At 44.8% G+C, this 26,178-nt stretch carries 19 protein-coding genes; 5 read left to right on the forward strand and 14 right to left on the reverse strand.

What is annotated here, in order from left to right:
• Positions 1 to 2: 2 nt before the first annotated feature.
• On the reverse strand, positions 3 to 602 hold the full coding sequence (locus KIT90_RS23185) for a hypothetical protein (RefSeq protein WP_020195817.1): 600 nt from the start codon (positions 600 to 602) through the stop codon (positions 3 to 5).
• A gap of 619 nt (positions 603 to 1,221) precedes the next feature.
• On the opposite strand from KIT90_RS23185, the gene KIT90_RS23190 reads away from it, so the two are divergent.
• From KIT90_RS23190 to KIT90_RS23200, 3 genes are read left to right on the forward strand one after another with little or no spacing between them, the layout of a single operon-like run.
• Positions 1,222 to 2,526: a type VI secretion system ImpA family N-terminal domain-containing protein gene (locus KIT90_RS23190; protein ID WP_285378962.1), complete on the forward strand. Its 1,305-nt coding sequence runs from the start codon at positions 1,222 to 1,224 to the stop codon at positions 2,524 to 2,526.
• 27 nt (positions 2,527 to 2,553) lie between these two features.
• Complete coding sequence (gene tssM / locus KIT90_RS23195) at positions 2,554 to 5,943, forward strand: type VI secretion system membrane subunit TssM (RefSeq protein WP_285378964.1); 3,390 nt, start codon at positions 2,554 to 2,556, stop codon at positions 5,941 to 5,943.
• 32 nt (positions 5,944 to 5,975) lie between these two features.
• The gene (locus KIT90_RS23200; protein ID WP_009705245.1) at positions 5,976 to 6,428 is read left to right on the forward strand and encodes an Lrp/AsnC family transcriptional regulator; all 453 of its coding nucleotides are present in this window, start codon (positions 5,976 to 5,978) and stop codon (positions 6,426 to 6,428) included.
• Positions 6,429 to 6,566: 138 nt separating this feature from the next.
• Here the strand turns inward: KIT90_RS23200 and tssG are convergent, their stop codons facing one another.
• The 13 genes from tssG to KIT90_RS23265 form a co-directional block, all read right to left on the reverse strand.
• Positions 6,567 to 7,565, reverse strand: a complete 999-nt coding sequence (gene tssG, locus KIT90_RS23205; RefSeq protein WP_009705244.1) for a type VI secretion system baseplate subunit TssG — start codon at positions 7,563 to 7,565, stop codon at positions 6,567 to 6,569.
• On the reverse strand, positions 7,562 to 9,310 hold the full coding sequence (gene tssF / locus KIT90_RS23210; RefSeq protein ID WP_020195814.1) for a type VI secretion system baseplate subunit TssF: 1,749 nt from the start codon (positions 9,308 to 9,310) through the stop codon (positions 7,562 to 7,564). The genes tssG and tssF overlap by 4 nt, the downstream gene beginning before the upstream one ends.
• Before the next feature lie 10 nt (positions 9,311 to 9,320).
• Positions 9,321 to 9,731 carry a type VI secretion system baseplate subunit TssE gene (gene tssE, locus KIT90_RS23215; protein ID WP_020195813.1) on the reverse strand — a complete coding sequence of 137 codons (411 nt, stop codon included), beginning with the start codon at positions 9,729 to 9,731 and terminating at the stop codon, positions 9,321 to 9,323.
• A gap of 61 nt (positions 9,732 to 9,792) precedes the next feature.
• Positions 9,793 to 11,268, reverse strand: a complete 1,476-nt coding sequence (gene tssC, locus KIT90_RS23220) for a type VI secretion system contractile sheath large subunit (RefSeq protein ID WP_005437988.1) — start codon at positions 11,266 to 11,268, stop codon at positions 9,793 to 9,795.
• A gap of 8 nt (positions 11,269 to 11,276) precedes the next feature.
• Complete coding sequence (gene tssB, locus KIT90_RS23225; protein ID WP_005437995.1) at positions 11,277 to 11,783, reverse strand: type VI secretion system contractile sheath small subunit; 507 nt, start codon at positions 11,781 to 11,783, stop codon at positions 11,277 to 11,279.
• Positions 11,784 to 11,809: 26 nt separating this feature from the next.
• Complete coding sequence (gene tssA / locus KIT90_RS23230; protein WP_285378969.1) at positions 11,810 to 13,384, reverse strand: type VI secretion system protein TssA; 1,575 nt, start codon at positions 13,382 to 13,384, stop codon at positions 11,810 to 11,812.
• A complete protein-coding gene (locus tag KIT90_RS23235; protein ID WP_039841275.1) occupies positions 13,384 to 15,387 on the reverse strand; it encodes a protein kinase in 2,004 nt (667 codons plus the stop codon). Before KIT90_RS23235 ends, tssA begins: the two co-directional genes overlap by 1 nt.
• A gap of 235 nt (positions 15,388 to 15,622) precedes the next feature.
• Positions 15,623 to 16,567, reverse strand: coding sequence for a hypothetical protein (locus KIT90_RS23240; RefSeq protein WP_171371453.1), 945 nt, complete (start codon positions 16,565 to 16,567; stop codon positions 15,623 to 15,625).
• The gene (locus KIT90_RS23245; RefSeq protein ID WP_285378972.1) at positions 16,560 to 17,552 is read right to left on the reverse strand and encodes a DUF2169 domain-containing protein; all 993 of its coding nucleotides are present in this window, start codon (positions 17,550 to 17,552) and stop codon (positions 16,560 to 16,562) included. Before KIT90_RS23245 ends, KIT90_RS23240 begins: the two co-directional genes overlap by 8 nt.
• The gene (locus tag KIT90_RS23250; RefSeq protein WP_285378974.1) at positions 17,533 to 18,852 is read right to left on the reverse strand and encodes a hypothetical protein; all 1,320 of its coding nucleotides are present in this window, start codon (positions 18,850 to 18,852) and stop codon (positions 17,533 to 17,535) included. Before KIT90_RS23250 ends, KIT90_RS23245 begins: the two co-directional genes overlap by 20 nt.
• A 100-nt stretch (positions 18,853 to 18,952) precedes the next feature.
• Positions 18,953 to 19,438: a hypothetical protein gene (locus KIT90_RS23255; protein ID WP_041052772.1), complete on the reverse strand. Its 486-nt coding sequence runs from the start codon at positions 19,436 to 19,438 to the stop codon at positions 18,953 to 18,955.
• The gene (gene tssI / locus KIT90_RS23260) at positions 19,438 to 21,516 is read right to left on the reverse strand and encodes a type VI secretion system tip protein VgrG (RefSeq protein WP_285378976.1); all 2,079 of its coding nucleotides are present in this window, start codon (positions 21,514 to 21,516) and stop codon (positions 19,438 to 19,440) included. Before tssI ends, KIT90_RS23255 begins: the two co-directional genes overlap by 1 nt.
• Before the next feature lie 72 nt (positions 21,517 to 21,588).
• The gene (locus KIT90_RS23265; RefSeq protein WP_009705234.1) at positions 21,589 to 22,107 is read right to left on the reverse strand and encodes an Hcp family type VI secretion system effector; all 519 of its coding nucleotides are present in this window, start codon (positions 22,105 to 22,107) and stop codon (positions 21,589 to 21,591) included.
• A 455-nt stretch (positions 22,108 to 22,562) separates the two neighbouring features.
• Between KIT90_RS23265 and tssH the strand changes: the two genes are divergently transcribed.
• Together tssH and KIT90_RS23275 are read left to right on the forward strand one after the other, a co-directional pair.
• Entirely contained in the window at positions 22,563 to 25,241 is a 2,679-nt protein-coding gene (gene tssH / locus KIT90_RS23270) for a type VI secretion system ATPase TssH (RefSeq protein WP_285378985.1), read from the forward strand.
• Positions 25,228 to 26,178, forward strand: a 951-nt coding sequence (locus KIT90_RS23275; protein WP_285378979.1) for a sigma 54-interacting transcriptional regulator, incomplete at its 3' end; no start/stop codon positions are given. The genes tssH and KIT90_RS23275, both read left to right, overlap by 14 nt.

Raw genomic sequence — 26,178 nt, forward strand, 5'->3', positions numbered from 1 at the left:
CCTTAAAATAGTAGGGAAACGGACAGCTCTACTCCACCAATTCCATCATTGACTACTGGAAGAATGTAGGAAGCTTGAGGGATGATCTGGATGTGGGCATCTGGGTTGCTACCAAGTTTGATTGCAGTACCAAGAGTAACAACCGCACCAAGTTCAAACTGGTCAATGTCTTCAATGCTTTCGTAACGGTAACCGTCTTGGTCTACTTTCCAACGGTTTGAATACTGTGAATAGCCGAACGAAAGTCCAGCACCGACGTATGGGGTAAAGATGCTCCAAGAGCTCAGGGCATATTGTGGAACAACGCGAAGCTCGTAGTTTGTGACTTCTTGATAAACACCATTTGAAGGTGCGTCGACATCTTCAGCAAGGTAATTAAGACCCAACCACCAACGCCAGCGATTGTTGTTTTCATCGATAGGACGTGTATGAACTAGACCGTATCGCAACGTATCTACATCACCGCTAGAACCTTCATCATAGTCAATACTTTCGATTGTCAGCATGTTGACTGAGCCACCATATCGTTCCCCCTTCGCAACAGCAAAAGTAGAAAATAGACACATGGCTGAGATTAGCCCAACTTGACTTGGTTTTAGCATTTCGTCCCTCTTTGAAAGCCTTGTAATTATATTCAGGGGCGAAAGATATCAAGTCTCTTTGCTTTTTCAATATGGTAAAAAATAGCCCCATCAAATAAGGCAAATCACCTATAAATAAACGCAATATCACTAGCGATATATTCATATAAACGGTGAAGGTTATTGTGTAAATATAATGAATCTAGCTTAAGTAACTAAATTAGCCAGTTCTTAATTAGAAACACAACCATCACTTAAACAAACAAATGTTAAAGACTTTGATAAGTTTTCACTATTAAAGTATCCTCTAATCAAGGTTGTCTTAATTTTAATAATCTGACATTACTTCAAGTTTTGAACTTTTGTCATAACCACGCTTAATATTAAAAATCTATTAATCTTACTTTTTGTCTCAATTACTGGAATACACATCACCTAAACTAATGCCAAACAAATCAACATAATCAACAATTTTTGTGAACGAATGTCACACTAAGTTAAATTATATTGATTTAGATATTATTTATTATTCAATTTCTTTCTTTTGCCTATAAAATCCCTCAAAAAAAAGATGATAGCAGTGCATTTATAATCATTTGCCAACTGCTACTTTCCATATAATCAGTTGGAATTGGAAAATATGTTTTTCAGCGACTTCACTAGAAGGCCGATCGATGAAAGTAATCCAAGCGGCTCAAACCCTAATGGCTTAGACGATTTTGACGAAATAAAACGTCAAATAAATAACCTTAACAAAGTAACAGGCAGAGTTTCTTGGAAGACTGTGCAAACGCTGTCCAAAAAGATTCTAAGCACTCAAGGCAAAGACTTTCGTTGCAGCTGCTATTTTACGGTTGCAGCAACCTATAATGACGGTTTAAAAGGCCTAGTTGAAGGTTTGAACTCGTTGCTCGATTTATGTGTGGTGTACTGGTACACCGCTTACCCAGAGCATGCAAAAGCGAATGCCCGTATCAGCGCTATCGAGTGGATGGTTGAATACACTGAGAAACGGATTAAAAAGCAACGCGCATTACCAGAGGAGCTTCCTCTTATCGAAGCAGCACATCAACTGTGCTTACGCATCGAGGAAGAGCTGCGCCTTCACTACGGAATTAAAGCCCCATCTTTTGGTCGTATTCGTCGTATCTTAAATCAGTGGATTGAAGAGATTAAGGAAGCAAAAGCCAAAGAAGTCATGGCGTTAGAGGCGAAGCAACCAAAACCAGAAGTTCAAGCGCCATCAACAGGGATTAAAGTTGAAATCGCCCCTCCACCGAAAGTTGACGCCAAACAACCACCAGCAACGCCACAGCCCGAGTCACAGAAATCGAGCCGGTTGGTACTCTTCTCTGTGGTTGGTTTGTTGACAGCAGCATTGGCTTCTCACTTTATTTACAAGCAGCATCAATACGAAACACTGAAAGATGATATCGAACACGCTTCACTGACAGAACTGACTGATATCGTTAGGTCGTTTAACGTTGAAAACAAAGATCACCGACTTTCTTTACGTTCAGCGACAGTAGAACGCCTTGATACATTGATGACCGATTGGACACTCGATCCAGTGAAGGTAAGTAAAGTAAACACCATTGATGAACTGACTTATGAGTTGACAGAAATCTACCCAGACTCGTCATCTGCACAGCAACTTCGAGAGAATTTTTTAGACCAACGTTCTCGTTTCGAAAATGAATTCGATGTCATATACAAACGGTTTGCCTATGCTAGGACGGTATTTGCCAATGTCGCTAAACACAATTCAGATAAAGACTCGAAGAAAGCGTATGAATACAGTAATTCGCTATTTCCACTTCTAGGTCGAATTGAGTACGCAGAAAAGAACACGCAGCAAAAGGAAATTGAGCGCTCCCTCCTTTTACTGAACACCTACCTATATAAAATTAATCAGCTAAAAACTGCGTCAAACGACAATAAATAACAATACAAGTAAAGAAGTTATAGGCTTATGTTCAAACAAAAAATACTGAGAAACCCGATCGTGGTTTCTACCATAGTGGCTCTGGTTTTAGCCGCGATATTTGCAGCAGTATATTTATTCTTACTCGAAGATGCAGATAAGCTTTATCTATGGGTTGGTCTCGGAGTCATTGCCACCTTTTATCTTATATTCCAGTTTTCACTATGGCTTAAGAAAAAGAACAACTCAAAAGCTCAGCGTTTAGAAACAGAAGAAGAAGCCCTTTCGATGGTGATTCGCCCTCTTCTGTCTAATTCAGGCAAGAAGCCAATCTATCTTATGATTGGTAATAAAGCGTCTGGGCGACGTCAATTCTTGTTTAATTCAAGCGCAATTAAACCAATGGATCGTTCTCGCACTGCAAAAAACGATTTCTTTGAATGGTATGAATCTGACAGCGCGGTTTACGTCAAACCAGATCAGCGTCTCGTGTTCCAAGAGGTGTCAAGCAGCGATGCGTCACTGTGGAATACCTTTGTCGATGAAGTGATTCGTCACCGTCCGAGAAAGCCATTTTCCGGTTGCCTGTTCTTTACCGACTTTGAGTTCATGATTGTTTCTGAACCAGAGCAAAAAGATTACACCATCACGGCCTTATTGCAGCGTTTGAGCTCCATCAGTGAAAAAACCTCTTCAGCATTGCCTGTTTACCTGATGATGTCGAAACTCGACAAGCTAGATGGCTTTAAGGAATACGTGCATTTTAGCTCGCTTAAAACGCGTGTAGAGTTCTTGTCTATCCCTTTGAAAGAAGCGAAAGGTGTCATTACAGAGTATTACCGCGATGGTTACCGCAATCTAGTCAAAGTACTTGAAAGCAACGCTTTAGATGCATCAGCAAACTCAACCGATATCGACGAGAAACAAGCAATCCTTGCTTTCCCTAAACAATTTGAGCTTTGCCAAGCGGAAATTAGTTATGTACTTGAACGCCTTTGTGACGCGAACAGCGGCGTTTATTCTCTCGATATCCGAGAGATCTTCTTCTGCTCTAGCTTACAAGGTGGTCGTAAGTACAACCTGTTAGCAAAAAGCTGCAGCAATTACTTTAATTTGCCGATCATTGCGTCAGAGCATACACAACTGACAGAAACGCCCTATTTCTCTCGCTTCCTGATTGATTCTCAGATTTTGCCAGAGAGCGATTTTGCCGGTGAGAACAAAACGTACCTGCGCTTGATCCAACGTCAAAGCCATTTGGCTATGCTTGCGTCCGTTATCCTATTGGCAGGCGGTACCTATTTCTTCGTTACAACACTAGACAGCAACCTACGTGTCATCAATCAACTGATTGGTATTGATGACAAAGGTCAGGTAGAGCAAGAAGCAAGCTTTAACCAGTTATTGGTTAACGCAACACGCGCAATTCAACCGTCATACAGCGCGTGGCTAGAAGGCTCTCGTGCCCTAGACGAAGAAGTCTTGCCATTGAACATCAGTCGCCTAGACCAAAGCACAAGATTGGCTTACGAAGCTCTGCTTAAAGAAGTCGCACAACAGCTTATGCCCGTCGTAGAGAGAGGTTACCGTCTCGAGTTGACTCACAATCAACATGATATTGCCGCGACGTTGCCATTGCTAAAAGGCTACTTGATGTTGAATGACCCATCAAAACGTGACATTCAGTTCCTACGTCGCCAAACACTTCAGACTCTCAACGATTTGAGCGACAAGCCAGATGTTGTTAGCCAAGCAATGCGTTACTTAGATGCCTACTTCCGCACTCAATTTGCACCGGTTGATATCAACATGGACATTGTGCGCGCGACTCGTCGCTCATTACTGGCTAACTCCAACGTAGATCTCGTTTACGCAGGAATTTTGAACCAGGCAGATGCCATTGACCTTGGTACGCTCGATCTCCAACGTGCCGTTGGTTTTGAGTTCAACAACGTGTTTAACGAACCGCTAGACGACAATCGACTTGTTATCGATAAAGTTTACACTTCAACAGGTTTTAGTACCTTCTATCGCCCTCGTGTTGATTTGATGTCACAGCAAGTGATCAGTGATAACTGGGTTTTAGGTTTATCAAACCACGTGATTCCAACCAAGCAAGAGCAGGATGCGTTTAAGACTCAGGTTCGTAAGAAGTACACCGATGACTACATCAACTACTGGCGCAACGCACTGAGTGAGCTAAAAGTTCAGAACTACAACAATGTGGGTGACTTAACGAACGCTATCGACCTTATTTCAGGTCCATCTTCGCCAATGACTACCGTACTTAAGCAAGTTTACGCGAACACTCAGTTCTCTCCTGTTGGCGAAAAGAACGCGTTAATCGCTAAAGTGAACCCGAAACTCGCGGAAGCAGCAAACTCGGCATCAGAAGCAGTAGAAGAAGCCGTACAACCAGATTACTTACTGATGAAGCGCGTTGAGCAAGCCTTCCACTTGTTGAACCAACTTCAAGTTAGTGAAACACCAAACTCCCCTACTCCATGGGATGAAACCATTACAGCCTTGAGCCGTGTTCGTACTTACATGAAAGACATCGCTGATGCGCCTGACCCACAAATGGCTGCGTTGGCCGCTGCTCAACACCGTATGAACAGCACAGAAGCGGATCCGCTTATCAAACTTAAGCAGATTGCTCAAAAGTCACCAGAGCCGGTACGCAGCTGGTTGCTTGATGTGGTTCAGCAAAGCTGGTCAGTGATGATTGCAGAATCAGCAAAAGGCATTCAAACCCAATGGTACAGCGAGATTTACACCAAGTTTAAAGAGCTAGGACTTGGTAAATACCCATTTGATCTAAACGCGACAGAAGAAATCTCGATTGAAGACTTCGAATTGTTGTTTGCATCAGGTGGTTTGTTAGACACGTTTATTCAGAAGAACTTCGCACCGTTCTACGATACAAACTTGTGGACACCAAAACAGGTGGATGGCGAAACAATGCCACTTTCACCTGCCCTATTGGTGCAATTGCGCAATTACAACGTTATCCGCGATACGTTGATCAATAAGAGCACAAACCGAGTTTACATCCCGTTCAGTGCGAAAGTATTAGACCTTGATTCCAGTGCTATCAGAGCCAGTCTGAAAATTTCAGACACTGATATCAACTACTATCACGGTCCGAGCCGAATTCGTGAGATGGAGTGGCCGCCGCAGAACGGTGACTTCAACATTAGTATCACGATCCAAGATGTGACAGACGAGGGCAAGCAGCACGTTCTTAATAAGAGTGGTCAGTGGGCGATATACAGATTGCTAGGTGATTCGACCCTGACAAACACTCATAACGGTAGCTTCGTCAGTGACATAAAAGTGTCTGGGAGGGACTTGAGCCTTCGTATCACTCCTTTGACACAGAAAAACCCATTCACTCTAGCCGAGCTGTATAACTTTACACTCCCAGAGTCGATTTAATAACTATATAAAAACCAGAATAGGCAGAACACATGATTTCAAACATGACTTTACAAGGCTTAGACAAGTTAGACCGCAAAATCCTTTCCAGTCTGTTATCAAACGGACGAGAGTCAATTGCGAATCTATCTAGAAACATCGGTTTGTCTCGTACTGCTGTCGCAGAAAGAATCAATAGGTTGGAAAAGACTGGGATCATCAAGGGCTACACTGCTCAGATCCGAGTCGAAAATGAGGGTCGCAAAGCAGCCAGCTATCTGCTGATCTCTTGTGAAAAGGGCAAGAAAAATGAAGTAACGAGTGCCCTTAAAGAGATTCCAGAGGTACGACTGACAAGCGTTGTGGGTGGTAGCTTCGACATTATTGCTCTTATCGAAGCTCCGGATCTTCAGTCTATTCACCACCTATGTAATGAAATTGAATCTTTCAGCGGAATTCAAAAACTCGATACGACGGTTGTACTCCACCAACCAATCAGTCGCTAAGTTATTTGGTTCCCGCCGAACATTCTTTTCAGACTAAAAAGCCGCGAATACATCGCGGCTTTTTTTGTGTTCTTTTTGTGCCTAGCGTTTCTTACGCATCCGTTTCTCAATCATCCATTTTGGTATCATAGCAAAGCATTAGATACTGCCGATTACACGTATTTTAGCGTCTGCTTCGCTAGGGCTACCTAGCCAAAACGTTTGACCTAAATGGTTCCCTTCCCCATTACCCAGTTGGTTATCTGGAATAGAATCAAGGTTAACCGTCAGCTTAAGATCCCAAGACATCGGGTCACGCAGAATAAAACGCATCAAACCCACCAGCGTCTTATGCAATTCGCCATCGTAGGAGAACTGTTTAAACGTCTCAAAATCAATGTTGTCGATGCACAAGTTAAACTTGCCATTCAAATCCGCAATACTTTGTCCCAAGTGCAGGCTTTGCCCCAACACACAGTTAGCACGATTGAGTTTGTTACGCTGGCTCTCAGCGATTTCTACGCGCCTATAAACCCACTCTTCGATTCGAACGTTCGGTAGTGAAAAGTAGTGCGAAACAATACCGGATATCAGCTTAGGAGAACGTGTACGTGTCGATAACTGGTTAACGTAAGACAGAATCTTCGCTCGGTCCAACTCCGCGACATCACAATCTTGCATCACGCCAGACAGACCTGCCAAATGCAGTATCCTTCCAGAGAACGCGTCGCTCGCCCCACTTTGGTATTGCACGTGATAGCGATACTTCTTCCAAACTCGATACAACAAACTGGTGTAGCGGTTATGGAAAAAGTCGAAGAAGTCTTTTACCGGGTTATCATCAGGATCTCGCCCTGCAAGCTTCTCTGTATAAGAGGCTGGCAGTGGTGAACTTGAACCATGCAAACCGAGGAAGTTCGTCTCAACGCGTGAATATTGCTGCCCATTTCTCTCCATATGAGTGATAAAGTCCATATCACTCTTCGGAAAGCACAGATTTGGCGACACACTGAACTCAATGCGTTCCTGATGGAAGTATTTGTTCTCACCGACCGCGACAAAATTGGAATTTGGCTCTAGTTGGTAGTGTTTCTCCAGCAAAAGCACCGCTTGGTAGAAGCTAAACTCATTCGACTTATCAGAAAGTGTATTAATCATAGAATCGTCTGCTGTCCGATCAGGCTTGCCCAGTTGTACACTTCGCCAGTGGCTTCATCAAACACCTCCAGTTCAGTAAAGGAGTTCACACTCGAATACAGACGGATGAATTCGTTCAGTACCGTTGCCATAAGGAACATATCGCCTTCGTTCACGAAGAACTTAGAGTTGGTCACCAACTTGAATTGGTTACCACGTACAGAAACGCCACGGAACACACGGTCAATTGGCTTCATCTCTGATGAAATAATGCCATCAAGTCGATGAATCGACGCGCGGTGGGCTTGTCTATCGACACGAGAATGGAAGTCGTAAGTAGAGAGCAACACTTTCAACACATCGATATTCGCTAAAGACAAGTAGTTGAGCGACATGTTGGCAATCAGCTGCCATTGAAGCTCACCATTCACTTGTGGGCTTACCGATTGTGTTGGCTTGGTAATGTTTTTAAACGTCGCATACGTTGGTGACTTATGGGTTGCGTAAGTGATGTCACCCACCGAAAGACGTTCTGCCAAATCCGCGTTGCTGCATTGCAGTTTCATCAATACGGTTTCAGTCCCAAGATCCGCAATGTCGCCATTGTGAGTATGGAATGAGATATAGCGCTCTAGCCCTCTTCCGCTTACTCGCTCACCCACTTTGGATTTGTAGAATTCTCGTTTATCACGTTGGTTGATTTGGTGCTCAAACGACTCAAATTCGATTAACGGTTTACGGCGGCGTTCGTCCTTACTCCAACTCTCCACTTGCTCAATCCCATACACTTCATAGTGTTCTTGAGTATTGCTTTGAGGGCGCACTTTGTATTCATTGCGACGGTGCTCCAAACGAATTGGATCACCGTCTTTCTCGAACAAGTTAACGGCTGGCGTACAATGCAATCTTAAGTGCTTATCTTTCAAAACCACTTCAGAAGGTAAAGCACGCTTAAAGTGGAATTTGATTTTGACCGTGCTGCGTTGCGGAATGCCTTTTAGCCACTCTAAGCCCTTGATGTCGAAGAACATGAACTTATCTGGCAAAGAGAAGAATTCTTGCAGCAAGCGGTAACCTGCGAAGGAGTTTTTACTGTAAGGCAGCAGCGCTTCGTCTTCTTCATGCCCTACTGGCTTAACGTATTCTGGCCCTAGGCGGTGTTTGTAGCCACCACCGACATCTAGCTCGACGTAATCTAGGTAGCGGAACAACCATAAGAAGACGGTGCGAGTAATATGGATCTCACCATGCAAGTGCAAGCGCAACGTATCTAAACCGATACGAGACAGTTCAAGACCATGTTCCGTTGATAACGTCACATCAATCGCTGAACTGGTGCGGCTGTTGGTTTGTTCGATATTAGTGATCGTGATTGGGTACAGATTCACATCGTAACAAGTGCGGAACAAACACTGCGTGCCTTCGACTTGTTCACTGGCCATCTCCGCGCCACGTTTCACCACGGTTTTCTCAGTAACACTTCCCGTATGTGGTTTCAGCTCGCTGATGCACAAAGACGGAATTGAACGCATGTAATGCGGCCACAGCAAAGTCATCAGAGATTGCGTCAGCTCTGGCAGTTCGTCGTCAATCTTTTCACGGATACGTCCGGTCAGAAATGCAAAACCTTCAAGCAGTCGCTCGACGTCTGGGTCGAAGGTTCCTTCAGAGAGAAAATGAGTTAACTTCGGGTGATATTTGGCAAACTCACTACCCGACTCGCGCAAATACGTGAGTTCATCTTGAAAGTATTTACTGTTACTCAAGTGGCACCTACTAAACGTTAAATTGGCCGTCAGTTCCCATGTAAACATCGATCGACATTGGGACTTTACCGCCGTTATGGGAAACTTCGCCGCGAATACCAAAGCCGAGTTGTAATGGGTTATGGTGGTCTTCACGGTAATGAACCTCGACATTCAATAGTCGGGGCTCAAAGCGTTCTATGGTTGATGTGATGTTTTTTTGAATGTGACGAACGAGGTTTGTGTTATTGGAAAGCACATCGTTGAAATCAGGCAGGCCGTACTCATCATCAATCATGGCGTTGCCAGAATGTGTGTTCAATAAGTCGGCAAGGTGCGAATGAATAGACTCAATCAGATGCTTGTGAGACACCACTTTCTCGTAGCAGTTTTTTGGCTCACCCAATTCAATCCGTTCTAGAAGACGATAACCTTTTTCCATGTTCGGTCCTACGAAAAAAGCAGCCAGTGAAGACTGGCTGCTTGATGGTTTCAGTAATGGGTTATTGGTCTAGTTTACCAACTAGAGACAAGTCGAAGCTTGCGCCCATGTACTTGAAGTGAGGACGTACAGACATCGATACTTTGTACCAACCTGGATCGCCTTCTACGTCTGATACCTCTACCTTCGCAGCGCGAAGTGGACGGCGACCACGAACTTCCGCTGGCGGATTCTCCTGGTCAGAAACGTATTGACGGATCCACTTGTTCAGTTCGATTTCTAGGTCAGAACGCTCTTTCCAAGAACCGATTTGCTCACGCTGTAGCACTTTGATGTAGTGCGCCAGACGGTTGATGATGAACATGTAAGGAAGCTGAGTACCTAGCTTGTAGTTCATCTCTGCTTGTTTGCCTTCTGGCGTGTTCGCAAACACTTTTGGTTTTTGAACAGAGTTTGCAGAGAAGAACGCCGCGTTGTCAGAACCCTTACGCATGGTTAGAGCAATGAAGCCCTCTTCTGCTAGTTCGTATTCACGACGGTCAGAAACAAGGATCTCTGTTGGGATCTTAGTTTCGATTTGACCCATTGCTTCAAAGTTGTATACCGGTAGATCTTGAACCGCACCACCACTTTGAGGACCAATGATGTTCGGACACCAGCGGTATTTAGCGAATGACTCACTGATCTTAGATGCCATCGCGTACGCTGAGTTGCCCCATAGGTAGTTGTCGTGGCTGTCTGTTACCTTCTCATCGTAGTCAAACGCCTTAATTGGGTTATCTTCTACAGAGTAAGGTGTACGTAGCATGAAGCGAGACGTACATAGACCTAGGTAACGCGCATCTTCGTGCTCACGCAGACCACGCCATTTCGCGTACTGTGGACCTTCGAATACAGACTTAAGGTCTTTTAGGTTTGGTAGCTCTTCGTAGCTGTCTAGGCCAAAGAATTTAGCCGATGCAGACGTGATGAACGGCGCGTGAGACATTGCGCCCACGTTCGCCATGTATTCCATCAATTTGATATCAGGCGTTGATGCTGACATGTCAAAATCACAGATTACTGCACCAACAGGTTTACCACCGAATTGGCCGTATTCACGTGTGTAGATCTGCTTGTAAAGACCAGACTTCACCACTTCTGGTGCGTCTTCGAAGTCATCAAGAACTTCGTCTTTCTTCGCTGAGATCAATTCAATTTGAATGTTCTCACGGAAGTCAGTGTGGTCAACAAGGTACTTAAGACCACGCCACGTTGATTCAACCGCTTGAACTTCTTCGCTGTGAAGAATCGCATCAACCTGGTTCGACAGTTTTTGGTCGATTTCAGAGATCATCAGATCAACCAAAGATTGGTCTACTTTCTCTGTGTTCGAGCTGCTTAGTAGCTCACTGATGAATGCTTCTACGCCGCGTTTTGCAACGTCAAAACCTTCATCACTTGGCTTTAAACGAGTTTCATTAAGAATGCTATCCAGAAGTGAGCCTGATTCAACTAAGGCTGCTTCTTGTTCTGGCGCTTGTGCTTCTGCAGACATGATATCCCTTACTCTTCTTTCGCTTCTTGGTCGGCGCCAATGCTTAGTTCATCCAACAGTTTCTTTCTCGCTTCTTCGTCTTGAAGAACCGATGCGATCTTCTTACGGAACGCAGGAACGTTTCCTAGAGGACCTTTCAGTGCAACCAAGGCTTCGCGAAGTTCAAGCAAGCTGTTTAGCTCAGGTACGCTTTTCGCAATTGCTTCAGGAGAGAAGTCCTTCATGTTTTGGAACGTTAGATCAACGCCGATTTGACCACCTTCTTCTTCAGAAAGACGGTTTTCAACATTCACTTTAACGTTTGGAGACATGCCTTCTAGCACTTCGTTAAAGTTGTCTTTATCGATATTGATTGGAGTACGTTCTTCGATTGGCGTCTCATCTGCACGTGCAGTAAAGTCGCCAACTACCATCATGCTCAGCGGCAGCTCTACGTCGTCTTGCGTATCACCAGTTGCTGGAACATAACGGATATTAATTCGCTCTTTAGGAGCCACCGAGCCGTCACGTGACATAATTAGTTCCTTATTTAACTCTTTAATTAGTCATAAATTGCTTTCCACTCTTCATACTTCTCAGGCAAAAGATCCTTACTTCTGAATAACTGATGGAGTGTTTTTCGAATCAGGTCTTCTAACTGTGACGATAAGTGGGGTTCCCAGCTCGCGAGATTAAACGCTTTTTGTACTTCCCAACCCTTCTCAAGATAAGGCAGACACAACGGGTATAATCCAACAGACTGGTAAGCTGCTATCAATTGTAAATACAGCATAAACTGACCACGTCCCGAGCTATCCAGCTCGAGTTTGCGGGCAAGTTCTGCGGCATATTCCCCTAGGTTTTCTAGAGTGATATCCTCCATCGGCAGCGAATCTTCTTGCGAAATAACAACCGTTTGAACAACGGATTGAGACGTCGAAGAAGTTGCATCCTGAGTCGATAACCAGCTCAAGGTCGCTTCATCTGCAAATGGTAAAGAATTCTTAAATGAGAGGTGCTCGATGCCCTCTAGCGAATCAACAAAACGCTGCACTTCTTGTTTCACAGCCGTCGCTGCATCGTCGAAGCCCAAATTAATGAGCATCGAATACACGAAGTAATGACCTGTCAGCCAAAACGGCGCATCCGTTAATGTGCGCTCCAAACGCTTAATGGTGTCGATGTCGCTTTCTTGATTGGCTTTGTCTCGGTATTCCGCTTGTTGATCGGAAGACACCGCCAAGCTCAATGGCGTTTGATTGTTTTGGTGATCTGGGAGACCATCAATATCATCCCAAGTCAGATGACGATAAATTCGGTAAGCCAGCGGATCACTTGGATTTGCATGAAGCATGACTTCTGCAACCTTCTTCAAGGTGCGCTTAGAAGCCGTCGGTGAAGAGAAGTCCGTATCGACATCCACTTCTTTTGCTACCGCTTTCTTAACTGGTGCAGGTTTAGGGGCCGGCGTAACCGTCTTTTCTGGAGCGGTTTGCACTTCGCTCTGTGCCGGCTTTTCTACTGCGGCAGGCTGTGCAGTTGGCGTAGATATTGCCTGTTCAACAGTGACCGATGCGTCATCGATTTGGTCATCAGCCGCAGCTTGTTGAGATAAGACGTTGAGCTGAGTGCGAATCTCAAAGAAATCCGCTTCTGAGTCTTGGTAAACATCGTCGAACTGTCGCTGAACCTCTTCAATGGTCGAAATGCAGCTTGAAACCAGCTCCCATGACTGGGCACTTTCTGCTAACTTACCGCTTACCAATTTGAACTGATGGTTCAGCCATTCGACCGCGCCATCTCTGCCCCGCTTTCGCGAAGGATACAGTTCAACACCAAAGCGACTTAACGCCTCACTAAGCAGCTTTAGACCTTGCTCAAAACCTTGAAGACCAAACTCTTCCGTTAACGCGCGTACAAGGTAACAAATGGCTTTTAAGTCTTTGCTGTGGTGCTCTAGCACTTCAGTCGCATGCGTTTTTACGACGCCCCAATCGACCGTTTCACCAAATAAGGAACCGAATTTCTTTACTTCAGATTCCATCATCTCGTAGCAAAACTCGTAGCGAGCATCTTCACCCACTGGCGTTGCATCAGAGATAGGGGCCAATAAGCGTTCGATATCGATAACAGACATTAGCCTCTCCCCTCTGCTAGATAATCTCTCAGAGCGCGCTCAACGGCGATTGCACCACGTGCAGGGCGAGAAAGTTGATGACTTTTATCGATAGAATCCGTTGCCATGCTCTCAAGCAGATCGGTAATCTCACTAAACTTCTTCGGTGCGTTTCGCTCAAGGTCAGCCAATGAATCGTGTAATTTTTGCTTATCAAACACTGACTGTTCAGTCACAGTGCTAAATAGAATGTATTCGCTACGAGCAACAATCAGATCCTTGACCTTTTTGTTCAGCGCCGGCGTGTTACCAAAATAAGTCTTAGCGGCCTTCGCCTCTTCAATGGCTTTGGTGTAGTAGTGATCTTTTGCATGCTGCTCGATAGACTCGTTGATGTTTGCCATTACTTTATTTGGCAATACTTGGCTGTAGAAGTAAGCTTCCGATTGATTTAGCAACCAAGCCGCTTTCATCTCTTCGTCAGCCAACTTAGCTTCACCATCAAGGATTAAATTAGCAATCTGCTCGTCTTTGCTTCCCGCAACCGCAGAGATTTTCATCGAATCGACCGACGCGACATTCAAACCTGCCATCACTTTGGTTAAGGTCTTGTCTGCGTATGGGAATAAAGCACCATCATCGACCAATTTTTCTCGTAACGTCACCAACTCTTTACGCAAATCTACTAGCGTCTTCGGTAAGTCATCCGCTAGAGCTTGATAAGAGGTCAATTGCGCCTGATTATTTTTGTACAGCTTAGACAGTTTCATTTGCTGCACTTGGTAAGCTTCACGATAAGGTGCCGTCGACATGACGTCTTTTTCCATATCATTGAGCGCCTGCTCAATCGCCCAAGGAGGCTGAGCCAAGAAAGAAGCGGTTTGTGCTGGTTTGATCGTACTCGCCAACGGGGTTTCGTTTTGTGAAATTGTCGGTTCCGACTTCACAATCGTTTTCCACTCAGGCTGGTTTTGTTCATATAAGTAATGGCCTGTAATTGCCATCACGCTCAATACCAAGCTGGCTTCGAGCACTTTAAAGCGACCGTAACCGGCTTTGTCTTGCGGTTTACAATGCGTCAGCAATAAGTCGGCATTACGCAAGCTGCTGAAAATTGGCGCATTCGACTGTGAATCAATAGATTGAGTGTCAATGCGTGCAAGTTGCTGTGCAAATGAAATAGCAGTGTAGCCATGCCCTCTTGGGTTATTAATCACTTGCTTGAGCAGCTTCCAAATATGGTTTGGAATTAATGCCGGACGCTTGCGATCTTTTAATTGCTTGTGCCAAGCGTCACCAAAGATCGAACCAATAAATAAATGGCCCGTCAGTAATGCAAGTGAATAAACATCGTCTTGTGGCTCGGTTGTACCTGTCTCAAGATAAAGAGGTGAAGCGTAACTTAAACTTGCCTCGGCATGAGATTCTGTCTCACCAATATAGCGAGCCGCACCAAAGTCAATGAGCTTGACGTAGTCGCCTTCGCTAACCAAAACATTTGATGGTTTGATATCAAGATGGCAGATACCTCGGGTATGCATAAATTCCAGCGCACCTGCGAGTTGGTACACTAACCAAGCAATATGGTCATGACGGAAACCTTTAGAGGAGTGACGCTCCATTTTTTCTGCCAGTGATTCACCTTGAATCCACTCGTACATTAAGTATGGGCGTTCAAATTCGTTACCGATTTTAATGAAATCCGCAACGCTAGGATGTTGAGAAAGTTCTAGTCTGCTTGCCTCATTGACCAACATTTTATTGGCAATGTCTGGCGCATCTTCGTTGACGACTTTACAGCAGATTTGTTTTTCTGGTTGGCCTTTTTTGGCGAGATGGTAAACCGTAGTTCTACCATTTTTCGATGGCAGCGTGTCTAGAACATCAAATTGTGAAAAAAGCACGTACTCAAGCTTTGGCTTATTTTTCTGCGCCAACCTTTGCTCGTTCTGTTTCTTTTTCTCAATGGCTTTGACAACCAATTGATCAATATATCCTTTGGCTGCTCCCTGCTTATCAGACACTTTGCACTCTTTTATCGAACAAATATTATTAGGCCGAAATAATATTTGCTGAAACATCCTTGTTTCAAGGCTGGTATTTAAAACGAACAGTAACGCTATTACTTTAGTTATAATTACTAAGTTATTAGACTCTTTGACTTACGCTTTCACTACATAAGTTATGTTGTTTTCATCGATTAAATACCTTGCCGAGATTATGAGAGCATTTTAATAAGGTTTTGCGTGTTGTTTGGTACTAGCACGCCAGTAATTGAAGCAACCCTTTATCACCATTAAAATCAAACATTAATAGCGATGCAGGTTGGTTAAAATGATGATTTTTAACCGTAAATCCAATCAAAGCGAGTGAAGAACTACTGCCCATCGTGCCCCATAACTCATTGATAAGCTGTGGCTGTTCTGGATTGGTGAAACGTTCTGCTTTGGCCCCCAATGCAAAGCCGTAATCTTCCGTGTGCATGCGGAGATTCGTCATATCGGAATACACTTCACCAAATGAATCGAGCTTTTTACTCGCACGCTGAACAAGGCGAAACATGCCTCTTCGGTCTGACGTATTTAATTCCGTATCAATATAGCCAAGCTGCGCTTGAGGTTTAAGTTTCAATGTTTCTACCGTATTTCTTCGACAGAGAATTAAACCAGCCCCTCCCTCACTCGGAATAATGCCCCACGGATTATTGGTACTCATAACCATGGCATCATCGATGAGCGCTTGCATCGTATCCACCATAGAATCGACGCTAATACACATCATGGCATCGTATTTATCCAAAGACTTCATAGCCTGTAGCACGAAGCTAGGCCCACTGGTATGCACTGCTTCGACCACAGAAAGAAAGTCAGAATAGTCACTTTCACCAAGCCATTCTTGCATCTTCACTAATGAAATTGTCGTTGGCACAGCAATAAGTAATGGAATCGGCTTCAAAGAACGAGGTAACTGCACAAGCAAAGAATCCAGTAAATTTGCAGTTAACTCGCACGTTTTTTCAAATAACGCGCTCTCTTTTGTGTACTCGATTTTGGCAAACGTGAAACGCTCAATGCCGTCTTTACCAACCACTTGATCAAATCTGGCTAAATCAGCGTTTGCGACACTGGTTGCGATATCCAGATTCATGCCAGTAGGTGTCATCACTTCCATCCCCAGCACGTAACGGCCTGTTGAATTATGCATGCTCACTTACCTCTTCCAACTTAGTGATCGATGTCGACACCAACAAATGCTCTTTACCCTGACAAGGAAACGCAGCGGTGTAACTGATTGATATGGTTTTCTTTTCAGCATCCACGAACAAGGTGTACATCGCCATATCGGCTTGGTAGCTGTTGTCTTTGAACGTCGCAATTGCGCGATATTTCTCTTTAGGAATTCGGAATGAAAGCGTGTCATCATGACAGAAACCACTCATCATCAAGCGCTCACCACCATGAAGAAAGCCCTTACATTGTTGGTCAACAGGTGCGCTTTGGAAGAAACGCTTATCAAAGTCGAGCGGTAGCATTGGCTTGCGGTTTTCAATCCAATCCTCATCAAATGTCCCCGCCAGTTTTTGGCGCGATTCAAAGAAAGGAGGAACAGGACCAAAGCCCGCTACGCGAAGGTTTTTCGAAGTAGAACTCCACTCTTCTCTCGGGTAGAAAACCGAGGGTACTTTCTGTTCGAGCAGTTCTTTGTTGGAATCGGCAACCCCACCACCAACTCGGTTACGTAAATCACCGCCAATTGCACAGGTGTAATCAATGTCTTTTTCAATAAATGGAATAGGCTTACTGAGCGTGATACTGCCACCATGTTCAACCCAAACGCGTTCACCATGAATCGCGAGGGTTTTATCAATGTGGCCATCAATCAACACGCGACACTCTTGGTATGTCACTGGCTTTTTCGCGTAACTGCGCGCTTTGCCGTAAACAAGCACATCTGTGTTGTCTTTGGTATACGCAAACTCGTGGTCAACTTTCATCGCCGAGAAACCTTCTTCGCCCAAATATTGGGGATCATCAAAGATTTCACTTTCACCTAATTCGTGCCAAACCGCACCATCGAATTGCCAAGTACGTTTAGCGACCACAACCCACACTTCATCGCCGTTTTCGTCACGTTGAAAACGACCTTTAAGTGATAGCTCAGGGTGCGCTTCAATATCCCATAACTGCATTGCTATTCCTTAAGTTGAATCGTTCGCTCGCAGAAGGTGCGGCCTTTAAATTGTTGAAGTTCCAGTCTTGCTGATGTATCGGCATCGCCATATCCCAAGGTACGTACGCTCTGGATTGAATGCAGATTTGGCGCCATAACCAATCACGGAACAGTACATCAACGTTAGGATCTTGCATCGCAGCTAAAGTAGATTCGAAGCTCAATGCATAACCTAAGCGACTTGGTAGATTTTGGATGTGTTTTTCATCTTCCACCCATTCATTGAGCAGGTCGACGATCTCTTCCCACTCATATTCGACACCAACGTCTTTCGGAGTCAGGGGTAGAAGCTTTCCGTAAACCACAAACAAAGCTTGAATCCAAGTTTCACCGTCATCTTCTTCCAGAGTTTCCAAGTGCTCGATGATTTCTGGCACTAACTTCCAATCGCCACTCAGAGCAAAATCAACGGGGGCTAATGACGAAGAGATATCAAACGCTTCAAACTCTTTGAGTTCTAATAGCTTCGCGAAGGTCAGTACTTGAGCAGAAGGCAAACCACTCGGCTCAATACCAAAACACTGACGGAACCAGGTGCCTCTGTCGCGTTTAGTGATCAAACGTTCAAACAGATATTGTTCAGAGTTCGCATTGTCATTAATCCATTCAATCCCCTCTTCCACATCTTGTAATGCCAGTAGAGGCAGCGCGATATTAGAACGAATAACTTCCGCTTTATGCCAACGTTTAATTAACGCAACACTCAAAGCTTGACGCAGACGCAAGCACTCAAAGTACAACGTACTGGATTGTGCCTTACCCTCGATGAGTTCAGACATCACGCTATCAATGTGTTCAACTGGAGATTGCGTGACAATGACCATAGCCGTTTTAGTATCTAACGCCTCGAGTAAACTCAATCCACATAAAAGATTATCCAACTCAGAGCCCAATTCATCCTGAAGCATCAACCAGCCGTAGATTTCTGGCTCTTGGCCTCTTAATTGATGAATCAAGCCCGGTGCTAATCGATAAAACGACAAGTACACCTGCTTGAGCTCTTCAATTTGACGTTCAATCAGTTTGAGGTACTCCAACTCACGACTTGGATAGCCCCGCTTGTGAATTTGAATTCGCTGCTTGATTAAAAATCCGATGCTTTCAGAAGCAATGGACAGCTTTTCATTACAAAAGCTCAGCCAAGTTGGTGGTAATTGGGAAAGGTCGTTCACAGCACGCTCAGCTCTTGCTAACGCGCCTTCGACTTCTTGATTGGTTATGGGTGCCTTTAGGTGCTCGACACCGATTCTTTGTCGCATCTACTTATCCGTTTTTAGCGTGCGATAACGCGATTGCAGTTAGTTAACTCGAGTGGCTAGTCAATTCGTTACCACGAGATAAAGAGTTAAAACGAGCTAACTAGTTAATTGCGATCGTTCCGCCTTGAATTTTTTGTGCTTTCTCTGCTTGAGAAGTGACATATTTCGCTTTAGTGGTAATTCGGCCATCACGCCCGCTGTAACGAGTTTCTGTCTCACCACTTCTGACGATCAGTTCTTGCTCTGTCTCGATGACCATCTTCTTCGCTCGCAGTACAAACTCATCAGAGTCATCCAGAATTGAGAAGAAAATGTCCGTCACAAGAGGCAGGCTTAAGTCGTCGTTCAGAAATTCGATTCGACAACTTAATCGATTATCGATAGCCATTTGCAGTTCAGAGCGACGAAAGCCACGCCCTAACCTTGCGGTAAGTGGTTGGTTAAATGGGTTGCCATCAAAATCAACGCGGACACTGCCCGTTGATTCGTTGATGGCGACTATGGTTCCAAAACGCGAAAAGCAAGCCGGTGTTTCGGCTTGCTGATTCGTGATGGTTTCTGTAATAAGAGGTTGTTTTTCCATCATTAGTTAATCGCTACGTTACCACCTTTCACGACGACTTTATCGCTACCTTCAATGGTGATTGAAGAACCAGAGAGCTTGATTGAACCGTCACTGTTCATTACTAATGAAGAACCACCGGTTTTCAGTACAATCTTGTCACCACTGATGATTTGTGTTGCGCCATCGGCTTTGTATGACGTATTCCCTTTCACCGATACGGTTAAGTTGCCGCCAACGGTTTGGTTATCGTCCGCGCCAATGTCTGAGCTCTTCGATGCACCAACGGTTAAGTTGCTGTTTTCACCCACATCCAGATCATCATTCTTGCCAATCTTGGTCGTGCGGTTATCACCAATCTCTAAATCAGAATTGTTTTTCACATACTGAGTTTCGTTGGCGTTGTAAGTGACAGTGACGTCTTGCTCTACTGTCTCAGTAAAGGTGCTGTTTACTTGCGTTGTCTTGTGACCATCAATGGTTTCCTTGTGGTCACCGTGTACTTCGTTGGTTTGATGACGCGCTACCTTTAAGAACTCATCCTGACCGATGTCTCGGTAACGGTTGTTGAGTACTTTCGTCGACATGTCTTTTTGAGCATGAATGTAGACTTCTTCTTGGTTCGCTTCGTCCTCAAAGCTCAGCTCGTTATAACCAGTGCCTTTGTGCGTCTGAGTACGGAACGTGGTACGCGTTTTGTTTTCTGGCAACGAGTACGGAGGGAAATGCAGGCCGTTATAAACCGCGCCTGTCACTAGCGGACGATCTGGATCCCCTTCAAGGAAGGTCACTACAACTTCATGGCCAATACGTGGCAAATAAACCGCACCCCAAGTCGGAGCCGCCATAGATTGGCTTACACGAACCCAACAACTTGCATGTTCATCATTGTCGCCATAGCGGTCCCAATGGAACTGAACTTTGATTCGTCCAAGCTTATCAGTGTAGATCTCTTCGCCTGCTGGGCCTACGACAACAGCGGTTTGCGGGCCATCAACTAGTGGCGCTGCCATTTTTGGAGCTTTAAATACTACATCGCGTGGAATACAAGAAAACTGGTTGTAGTAGGTAGTCGGCATCCCACTGGTTTCGTCTTCATGCACTTGTGGATCTTGCCCAGTATGCATGACGGACAGCATGATGTAATCACGGTTAATTTCTGAACGAGGATGCTCGCCGATATTGAAGCTGTAACCAGACGCCAAACGCATTACGTCACTGCTTGCTTCCACTTGTTGGTTGTCAACAATGTGCTCAGACATCCATTCCGTCGTTCTTACCTGCCCCATTGCAGGATCAACATAACGACCTGGGTAATCAAACTGCTTCAAATCTTGGTCAAGGTCACCCGCGTGCGTCATCTCTTGCGGGATCTTTGGTTGCTCGTAGTTGTAATCCGTGTACGTAACCTGACCAGTTCGAACGCGGTTAACAAGCTCTAGATCAGAGATGTGCTCGCGATCGGCAACACCGCCGCCATCAGCGTGAAACACAATGGGCCCGATGTATGATGCATTGATTGGTGAACTCACCAAAGGCGCGATAGCATCGTTACTATCCACAATCACCATGGTGTGGTTTGAATCGGTATGGTCAAAGTAATACCACATACCGTGCTCAGCCATCATTCGTTGAACGAAGTGCAGGTCAGATTCGCGATATTGCAGAACGTATTCTTTTGGAGGGTAAGTACCCGAGACTTCAAATCGGTAATCAGTAACCGCTCCATCATCTAACACTTCAGTGATGATATCTTGCGCTGACTTTTGTTGGAAAATGCGACAATCTTGGCGCTGAGATAAGAACCAAGCTTGAGGAACCAAAACTAATTGATAGCGAGAAAAACGACGCCCCGTACCTAGGTAACGAACTTCGTTTACTACGCCGTTGAATACGCGCGCAGCACCGACACCCTGCCCATAAAGAGTCAGCGTGCCCGCTTTACGAATGAGAGCATCAAAAGAGATATCTGGATCAAGTGAAAGTAATGAGAGACTGATGTGAAAAGGCTTCGAAAGCTCTTCATTCACTTGAAAGCTTTCTACTCGAAACTCGTGCCCACACCCTGGCACTTCAAATTTAAATTCTACGTCATTCACCATATCTTTTACCTGATACAAATAATCGAATTAGGGCCAACAATTGTTGGCCCTGAATCTTTACGCAAAAAGCAATTATGCTTCGCGTGGAGCACGCCAGTCGTCGTTACCAGCTGTACCACAGTTTTCGTGAGTTACTTCGATTGCACGGTAAGTCAGCTTAAGAACTTCTTCTGTCACGCGGTCTGCAGTTGCAGCATCTTGACAGTGGTTCATGCGAGTTTGGATATCTACAAGTAGCGCATCAATCAGTTTGATTGAGTAGTAGTGCTCTTGCTTACCTTGAACTGAAGTACGGTAGAAACGAATCACACACTCAGGAAGTTTTTCACCAGATACTAGTGCGTTGAATAGCAGTGGAGAAGAACGGTCTTGAACTTTAGTTACAACAAGTGGGCGGTGTACACGTTGACCTGTTGGCTGACCGCTTTGTGGGTCACGTGGCACTGTTAGTACGTGGTCTAGCTCTTGTACTAGGAACTCATCAACGTGAGCTTCTTGCCAAGTGTTACCTACAGAATCTGCAGAGTAAGTATCTTTAGTGATGTGACCTTGAGTTTCACCTTGGATAGACATATATGCTGGAGTTGGCATCGTTATTTCCTTTTCTAAAATCTGTTTTGTTTAAATCACCAAATCGCTTATCACCGCGACTACTTGGTATAATCAAACTCCGTGCCAACTTTTATAAACCTTTAAATACAACAACTTAGAGAAAATCTAGCTCTATTTATCAATTTATTAAGTACAATTTATTGGATGAAAAACCAAAAAGTTGGATTCAAATAATAATAAATTGTTTCGATTATAAAAAGTGAAAATAACCATATATTTAAGGCAGAATAAAGTTAATAACACTGGCAATTTAGGCATATTAACCAATAATTAATTCACAATAACAATGAATATTTATCAGTGGTAAATATTCACACTAATATCATCATTAAAATCACCAACAAACGATAGTCAAAATATCTTGATAAAAAAACCGCACAGTCACTTTTAGTATAATAGCGGCTACCTCTTTTCCTCTAAAGAATAAAATGGCTATGATAAATATAAACCTTTCTTCATTAATTCAGCGTCTACACCCGATTGCAAAAGTGGCATTAGAAGACGCCGCTGCACTTGCAGTCTCTGAAAAAGCAAACGAAGTTCAAATTGAGCATTATTTACTGAGTCTATTAGAAAGGCCAAATAGTGATTTTGACGTCTTATTAAGTCATTTTGATTGTTCTGAGAACTTATTAAGACAATCGGTTCGATCCACACTCGACACCAACGCCAAAGGAAATGGCAGCAAACCTGTTTTTTCTGCTTTATTAATCGAATGGTTACAAGAAAGCTGGCTGGTTTCTTCTTTAGATCTATCCGAAACACAAATCCGCTCTGGCGCCCTACTCCTTACTCTTGTTAGCAACCCTCTACGTTACGGCCAACACGGTTACGCCTCAATCCTTGAAGCGGTAAACCCTGACAGCCTTAAGCGTAACTTTGCAGAGCTAACAAGCCATTCTATTGAGGCGCAAGTCGCGACTTCTGAGAAAACACAAGCTCGTGAAGATGGTTCAGCACTGAGCAAGTTCACGACAGACTTCACTGGTAAAGCCCGCAAAGGCGAAATCGATCCTGTTTTCTGCCGCGACCAAGAAATCCGCCAAATTGTGGACATTCTTGCTCGTCGCCGTAAAAACAACCCTATTGCTGTTGGTGAACCGGGCGTTGGTAAAACCGCAGTAGTAGAAGGCTTGGCACTTAAGATTGTACAAGGTGACGTACCAGACAACCTCAAAGGTGTTGAGCTTTACGGCCTAGACATGGGTCTTCTGCAGGCAGGTGCAAGCGTAAAAGGTGAATTCGAAAAACGCCTAAACGCGGTATTGGATGAAGTGAAAAACTCGCCAACCCCTATCATTCTTTTCATCGATGAAGCACACACCCTTGTTGGTGGCGGTAACCAAGCAGGCGGCAGCGACGCAGCAAACTTGTTAAAACCTGCCCTAGCACGTGGCGAAGTGAAAACCATCGCTGCGACAACATGGTCGGAATACAAGAAGTACTTCGAGAAAGATCCTGCCCTTGCACGTCGTTTCCAATTGGTAAAACTCGACGAACCGTCTCCTGAGCAAGCAGCATTGATCATTCGTGGTCTGCGCCCAGCATACGAGAAGTCACACAATGTTTACGTGCGTGATGACGCGATCACTGCTGCAGCAGCGCTTTCTGCGCGTTATATCTCTGGCCGTCAACTGCCAGACAAAGCGATCGATGTACTAGATACGGCGTGTGCACGAGTGAACATCAGCCTGAATGCCATTCCTGCTTCTGTTGAGACTCTGCAGCAAGAACTTGCAGCTCAACAGCGCGAGCTAGAAGCTCTTGAGCGTGATGCTCTGCAGCAAACTGGCGACAAGCACAGCCTTGCTAACATTCCAGATCTAAAACTGGCAATGGAAGCAACGAAAGAAGAGCTAGCAGAACAAGAAGCACAATGGCACAACGAAAAAGAGCAGATCCAAGAGATGATTGCTCTACGCTCTCGCTTGCATGAACTGGTGTTTAGCGAAACAAATGAAGAAGAGCTTGTTGCAGACGAAGATTCAGAACAAGAGCAAGACGTTTCTCCATATGCAGAAATGGATGAAGAAGCCGTTCGCATTGCAATTTCGGCCTGCCAAGAACAGCTAGACGCAATCCGCAATGGCAACCCATTGGTTCACTTTGAAGTGGGTCCAGATGAAGTTAGCCACGTGATCTCGGACTGGACTGGTATTCCAATGGGTAAGATGCTTCAAGACGAAGCAGAAACCACCCTAAAACTGAAAGAAAGCCTAACACAGAGCATCAAAGGCCAAGAATACGCTATCGATGCACTGTCTGAAGGCATCCAAACAGCAAAAGCTGGCCTAGGAAACCCAGATGCACCGACGGGCGTATTCCTGCTGGTTGGCCCAAGTGGTGTGGGTAAAACCGAAACGGCTCGTGCGATCGCTGACCAAATGTTTGGTGGTGAGCGCTTTATGACGACCATCAACATGTCTGAGTTCCAAGAGAAACACACGGTATCTCGCCTAATTGGTTCACCTCCGGGTTACGTAGGTTACGGTGAAGGCGGCATGCTGACAGAAGCGGTACGTCAGCGTCCATACTCTGTTGTACTTCTTGATGAAGTAGAAAAAGCCGACCCAGAAGTGTTGAACCTGTTCTACCAAGTGTTCGACAAAGGTACGCTGAACGACGGCGAAGGCCGAACCATCGACTTCAAGAACACGCTGATCATCATGACCAGTAACCTTGCGACGCACGAGATCGAATCTTTAGTTCATCAATCAAAAGACATCGATGCAAACATCATCGCAGAAGCTATCCGCCCTACTTTGAACCAACACTTCAAACCGGCGCTATTGGCACGTATGTCTGTGCTTCCGTTTGTTCCGCTGTCTGATGAAGCAATGACAGAAATTATCCACCACAAACTCAACAAAGTCTCTCAGCGTCTACAGAGCCATCACAAGTTGTCTCTGAGCTACGAAGAAAGCTTAGTTGAGTTCGTACTAGGTAACTGTCGCCTTGCTGAAACGGGGGCGCGTAACATCGACGCGGTAATCAACCGTCAGTTACTGCCTCAGCTCTCGACTCAGCTATTAGTGCATGACAAGGATGATTCACATACGCAAATCGAAGTGTCTGTCGATGAGCAAGGAACACTAACCTATGCGTTCAGCTAACCATAGCGAACTTAGCAACGCCCTACTTGCGATCAGTCAGTCTTTGGCTGATCGCAGCCAGCTTACCCAAACCTTGGATGCTGTGTTGACTGCGGCGAGACAAATGACCCTCGCAAAGCACGGCATCATTTATGTTTTGGATCAGACTGGTCAGGCGTTGATTCCAAGTACCGCTCACCATAACGATAAAACGATTGTTTCCCACCCTTGGGAGGCATTGCAGATTGATTCCGCTAGTGAGAACGACCCATTTAACTTTGCCATTCGCAATGGTGAAGTGGTATTGATTAACGAATTGTATAAGTACAACGGCTATGACTGTGACAGCATCTATCAAACTGAGCAGACGCTAGGGCTAAAAAGCGAGAATTTACTGGCTTGGCCTTTGATTGATAGCGAAAGTAAGACCATTGGACTCTTGGTCTTGCTCGATTTAAGTGTTATCGACAATGAGGCGGCATTGACTGAGTTTTGTCGCATGGCCGCAAGTAATATTCGCCAAGCAGTTTGGTTAGAGCAATATGGGCAAGTGATTAAAAGCCTCAGTGCCGATAATCAAGCCCTAGTGCGTGAGAACACTCAGCTCAAAAAGCGTACCCAAAAAACCTATCAGGGCCCGATTGCAGAGAGCGAAGAAATGCTCAATGTCTTGAATCGTCTTGATAAAGTGCTGTCTCTTCCTGTCGACGTTCTGTTACGTGGTGAGACTGGTGCCGGTAAAGAGGTGATCGCGAAATACATTCACGAAAACTCTAACCGAGCAGAACAACCTTTGATCGTTCAAAACTGTGCGGCTATTCCAGAGCAGTTATTGGAGTCTGAGCTTTTTGGGCATAAGAAAGGTTCATTTACGGGCGCAGACAAAGACAAAGTTGGCCTGTTTGAAGCAGCCAACGGCGGCACACTTTTCTTGGATGAGATTGGTGATATGCCAATG

This window comes from Vibrio sp. B172a, assembly GCF_030248355.1.
Taxonomy (GTDB): Bacteria; Pseudomonadota; Gammaproteobacteria; order Enterobacterales; family Vibrionaceae; genus Vibrio; species Vibrio owensii.

Coding starts and splice junctions, on each gene's coding strand:
- KIT90_RS23185 (WP_020195817.1), bottom strand. CDS start 602: ATGCTAAAACCAAGTCAAGTTGGGCTAATCTCAGCCATGTGTCTATTT.
- KIT90_RS23190 (WP_285378962.1), top strand. CDS start 1,222: ATGTTTTTCAGCGACTTCACTAGAAGGCCGATCGATGAAAGTAATCCA.
- tssM (WP_285378964.1), top strand. CDS start 2,554: ATGTTCAAACAAAAAATACTGAGAAACCCGATCGTGGTTTCTACCATA.
- KIT90_RS23200 (WP_009705245.1), top strand. CDS start 5,976: ATGATTTCAAACATGACTTTACAAGGCTTAGACAAGTTAGACCGCAAA.
- tssG (WP_009705244.1), bottom strand. CDS start 7,565: ATGATTAATACACTTTCTGATAAGTCGAATGAGTTTAGCTTCTACCAA.
- tssE (WP_020195813.1), bottom strand. CDS start 9,731: ATGGAAAAAGGTTATCGTCTTCTAGAACGGATTGAATTGGGTGAGCCA.
- tssC (WP_005437988.1), bottom strand. CDS start 11,268: ATGTCTGCAGAAGCACAAGCGCCAGAACAAGAAGCAGCCTTAGTTGAA.
- tssB (WP_005437995.1), bottom strand. CDS start 11,783: ATGTCACGTGACGGCTCGGTGGCTCCTAAAGAGCGAATTAATATCCGT.
- tssA (WP_285378969.1), bottom strand. CDS start 13,384: ATGTCTGTTATCGATATCGAACGCTTATTGGCCCCTATCTCTGATGCA.
- KIT90_RS23240 (WP_171371453.1), bottom strand. CDS start 16,567: ATGCATAATTCAACAGGCCGTTACGTGCTGGGGATGGAAGTGATGACA.
- KIT90_RS23245 (WP_285378972.1), bottom strand. CDS start 17,552: ATGCAGTTATGGGATATTGAAGCGCACCCTGAGCTATCACTTAAAGGT.
- KIT90_RS23250 (WP_285378974.1), bottom strand. CDS start 18,852: ATGCGACAAAGAATCGGTGTCGAGCACCTAAAGGCACCCATAACCAAT.
- KIT90_RS23255 (WP_041052772.1), bottom strand. CDS start 19,438: ATGATGGAAAAACAACCTCTTATTACAGAAACCATCACGAATCAGCAA.
- tssI (WP_285378976.1), bottom strand. CDS start 21,516: ATGGTGAATGACGTAGAATTTAAATTTGAAGTGCCAGGGTGTGGGCAC.
- KIT90_RS23265 (WP_009705234.1), bottom strand. CDS start 22,107: ATGCCAACTCCAGCATATATGTCTATCCAAGGTGAAACTCAAGGTCAC.
- tssH (WP_285378985.1), top strand. CDS start 22,563: ATGATAAATATAAACCTTTCTTCATTAATTCAGCGTCTACACCCGATT.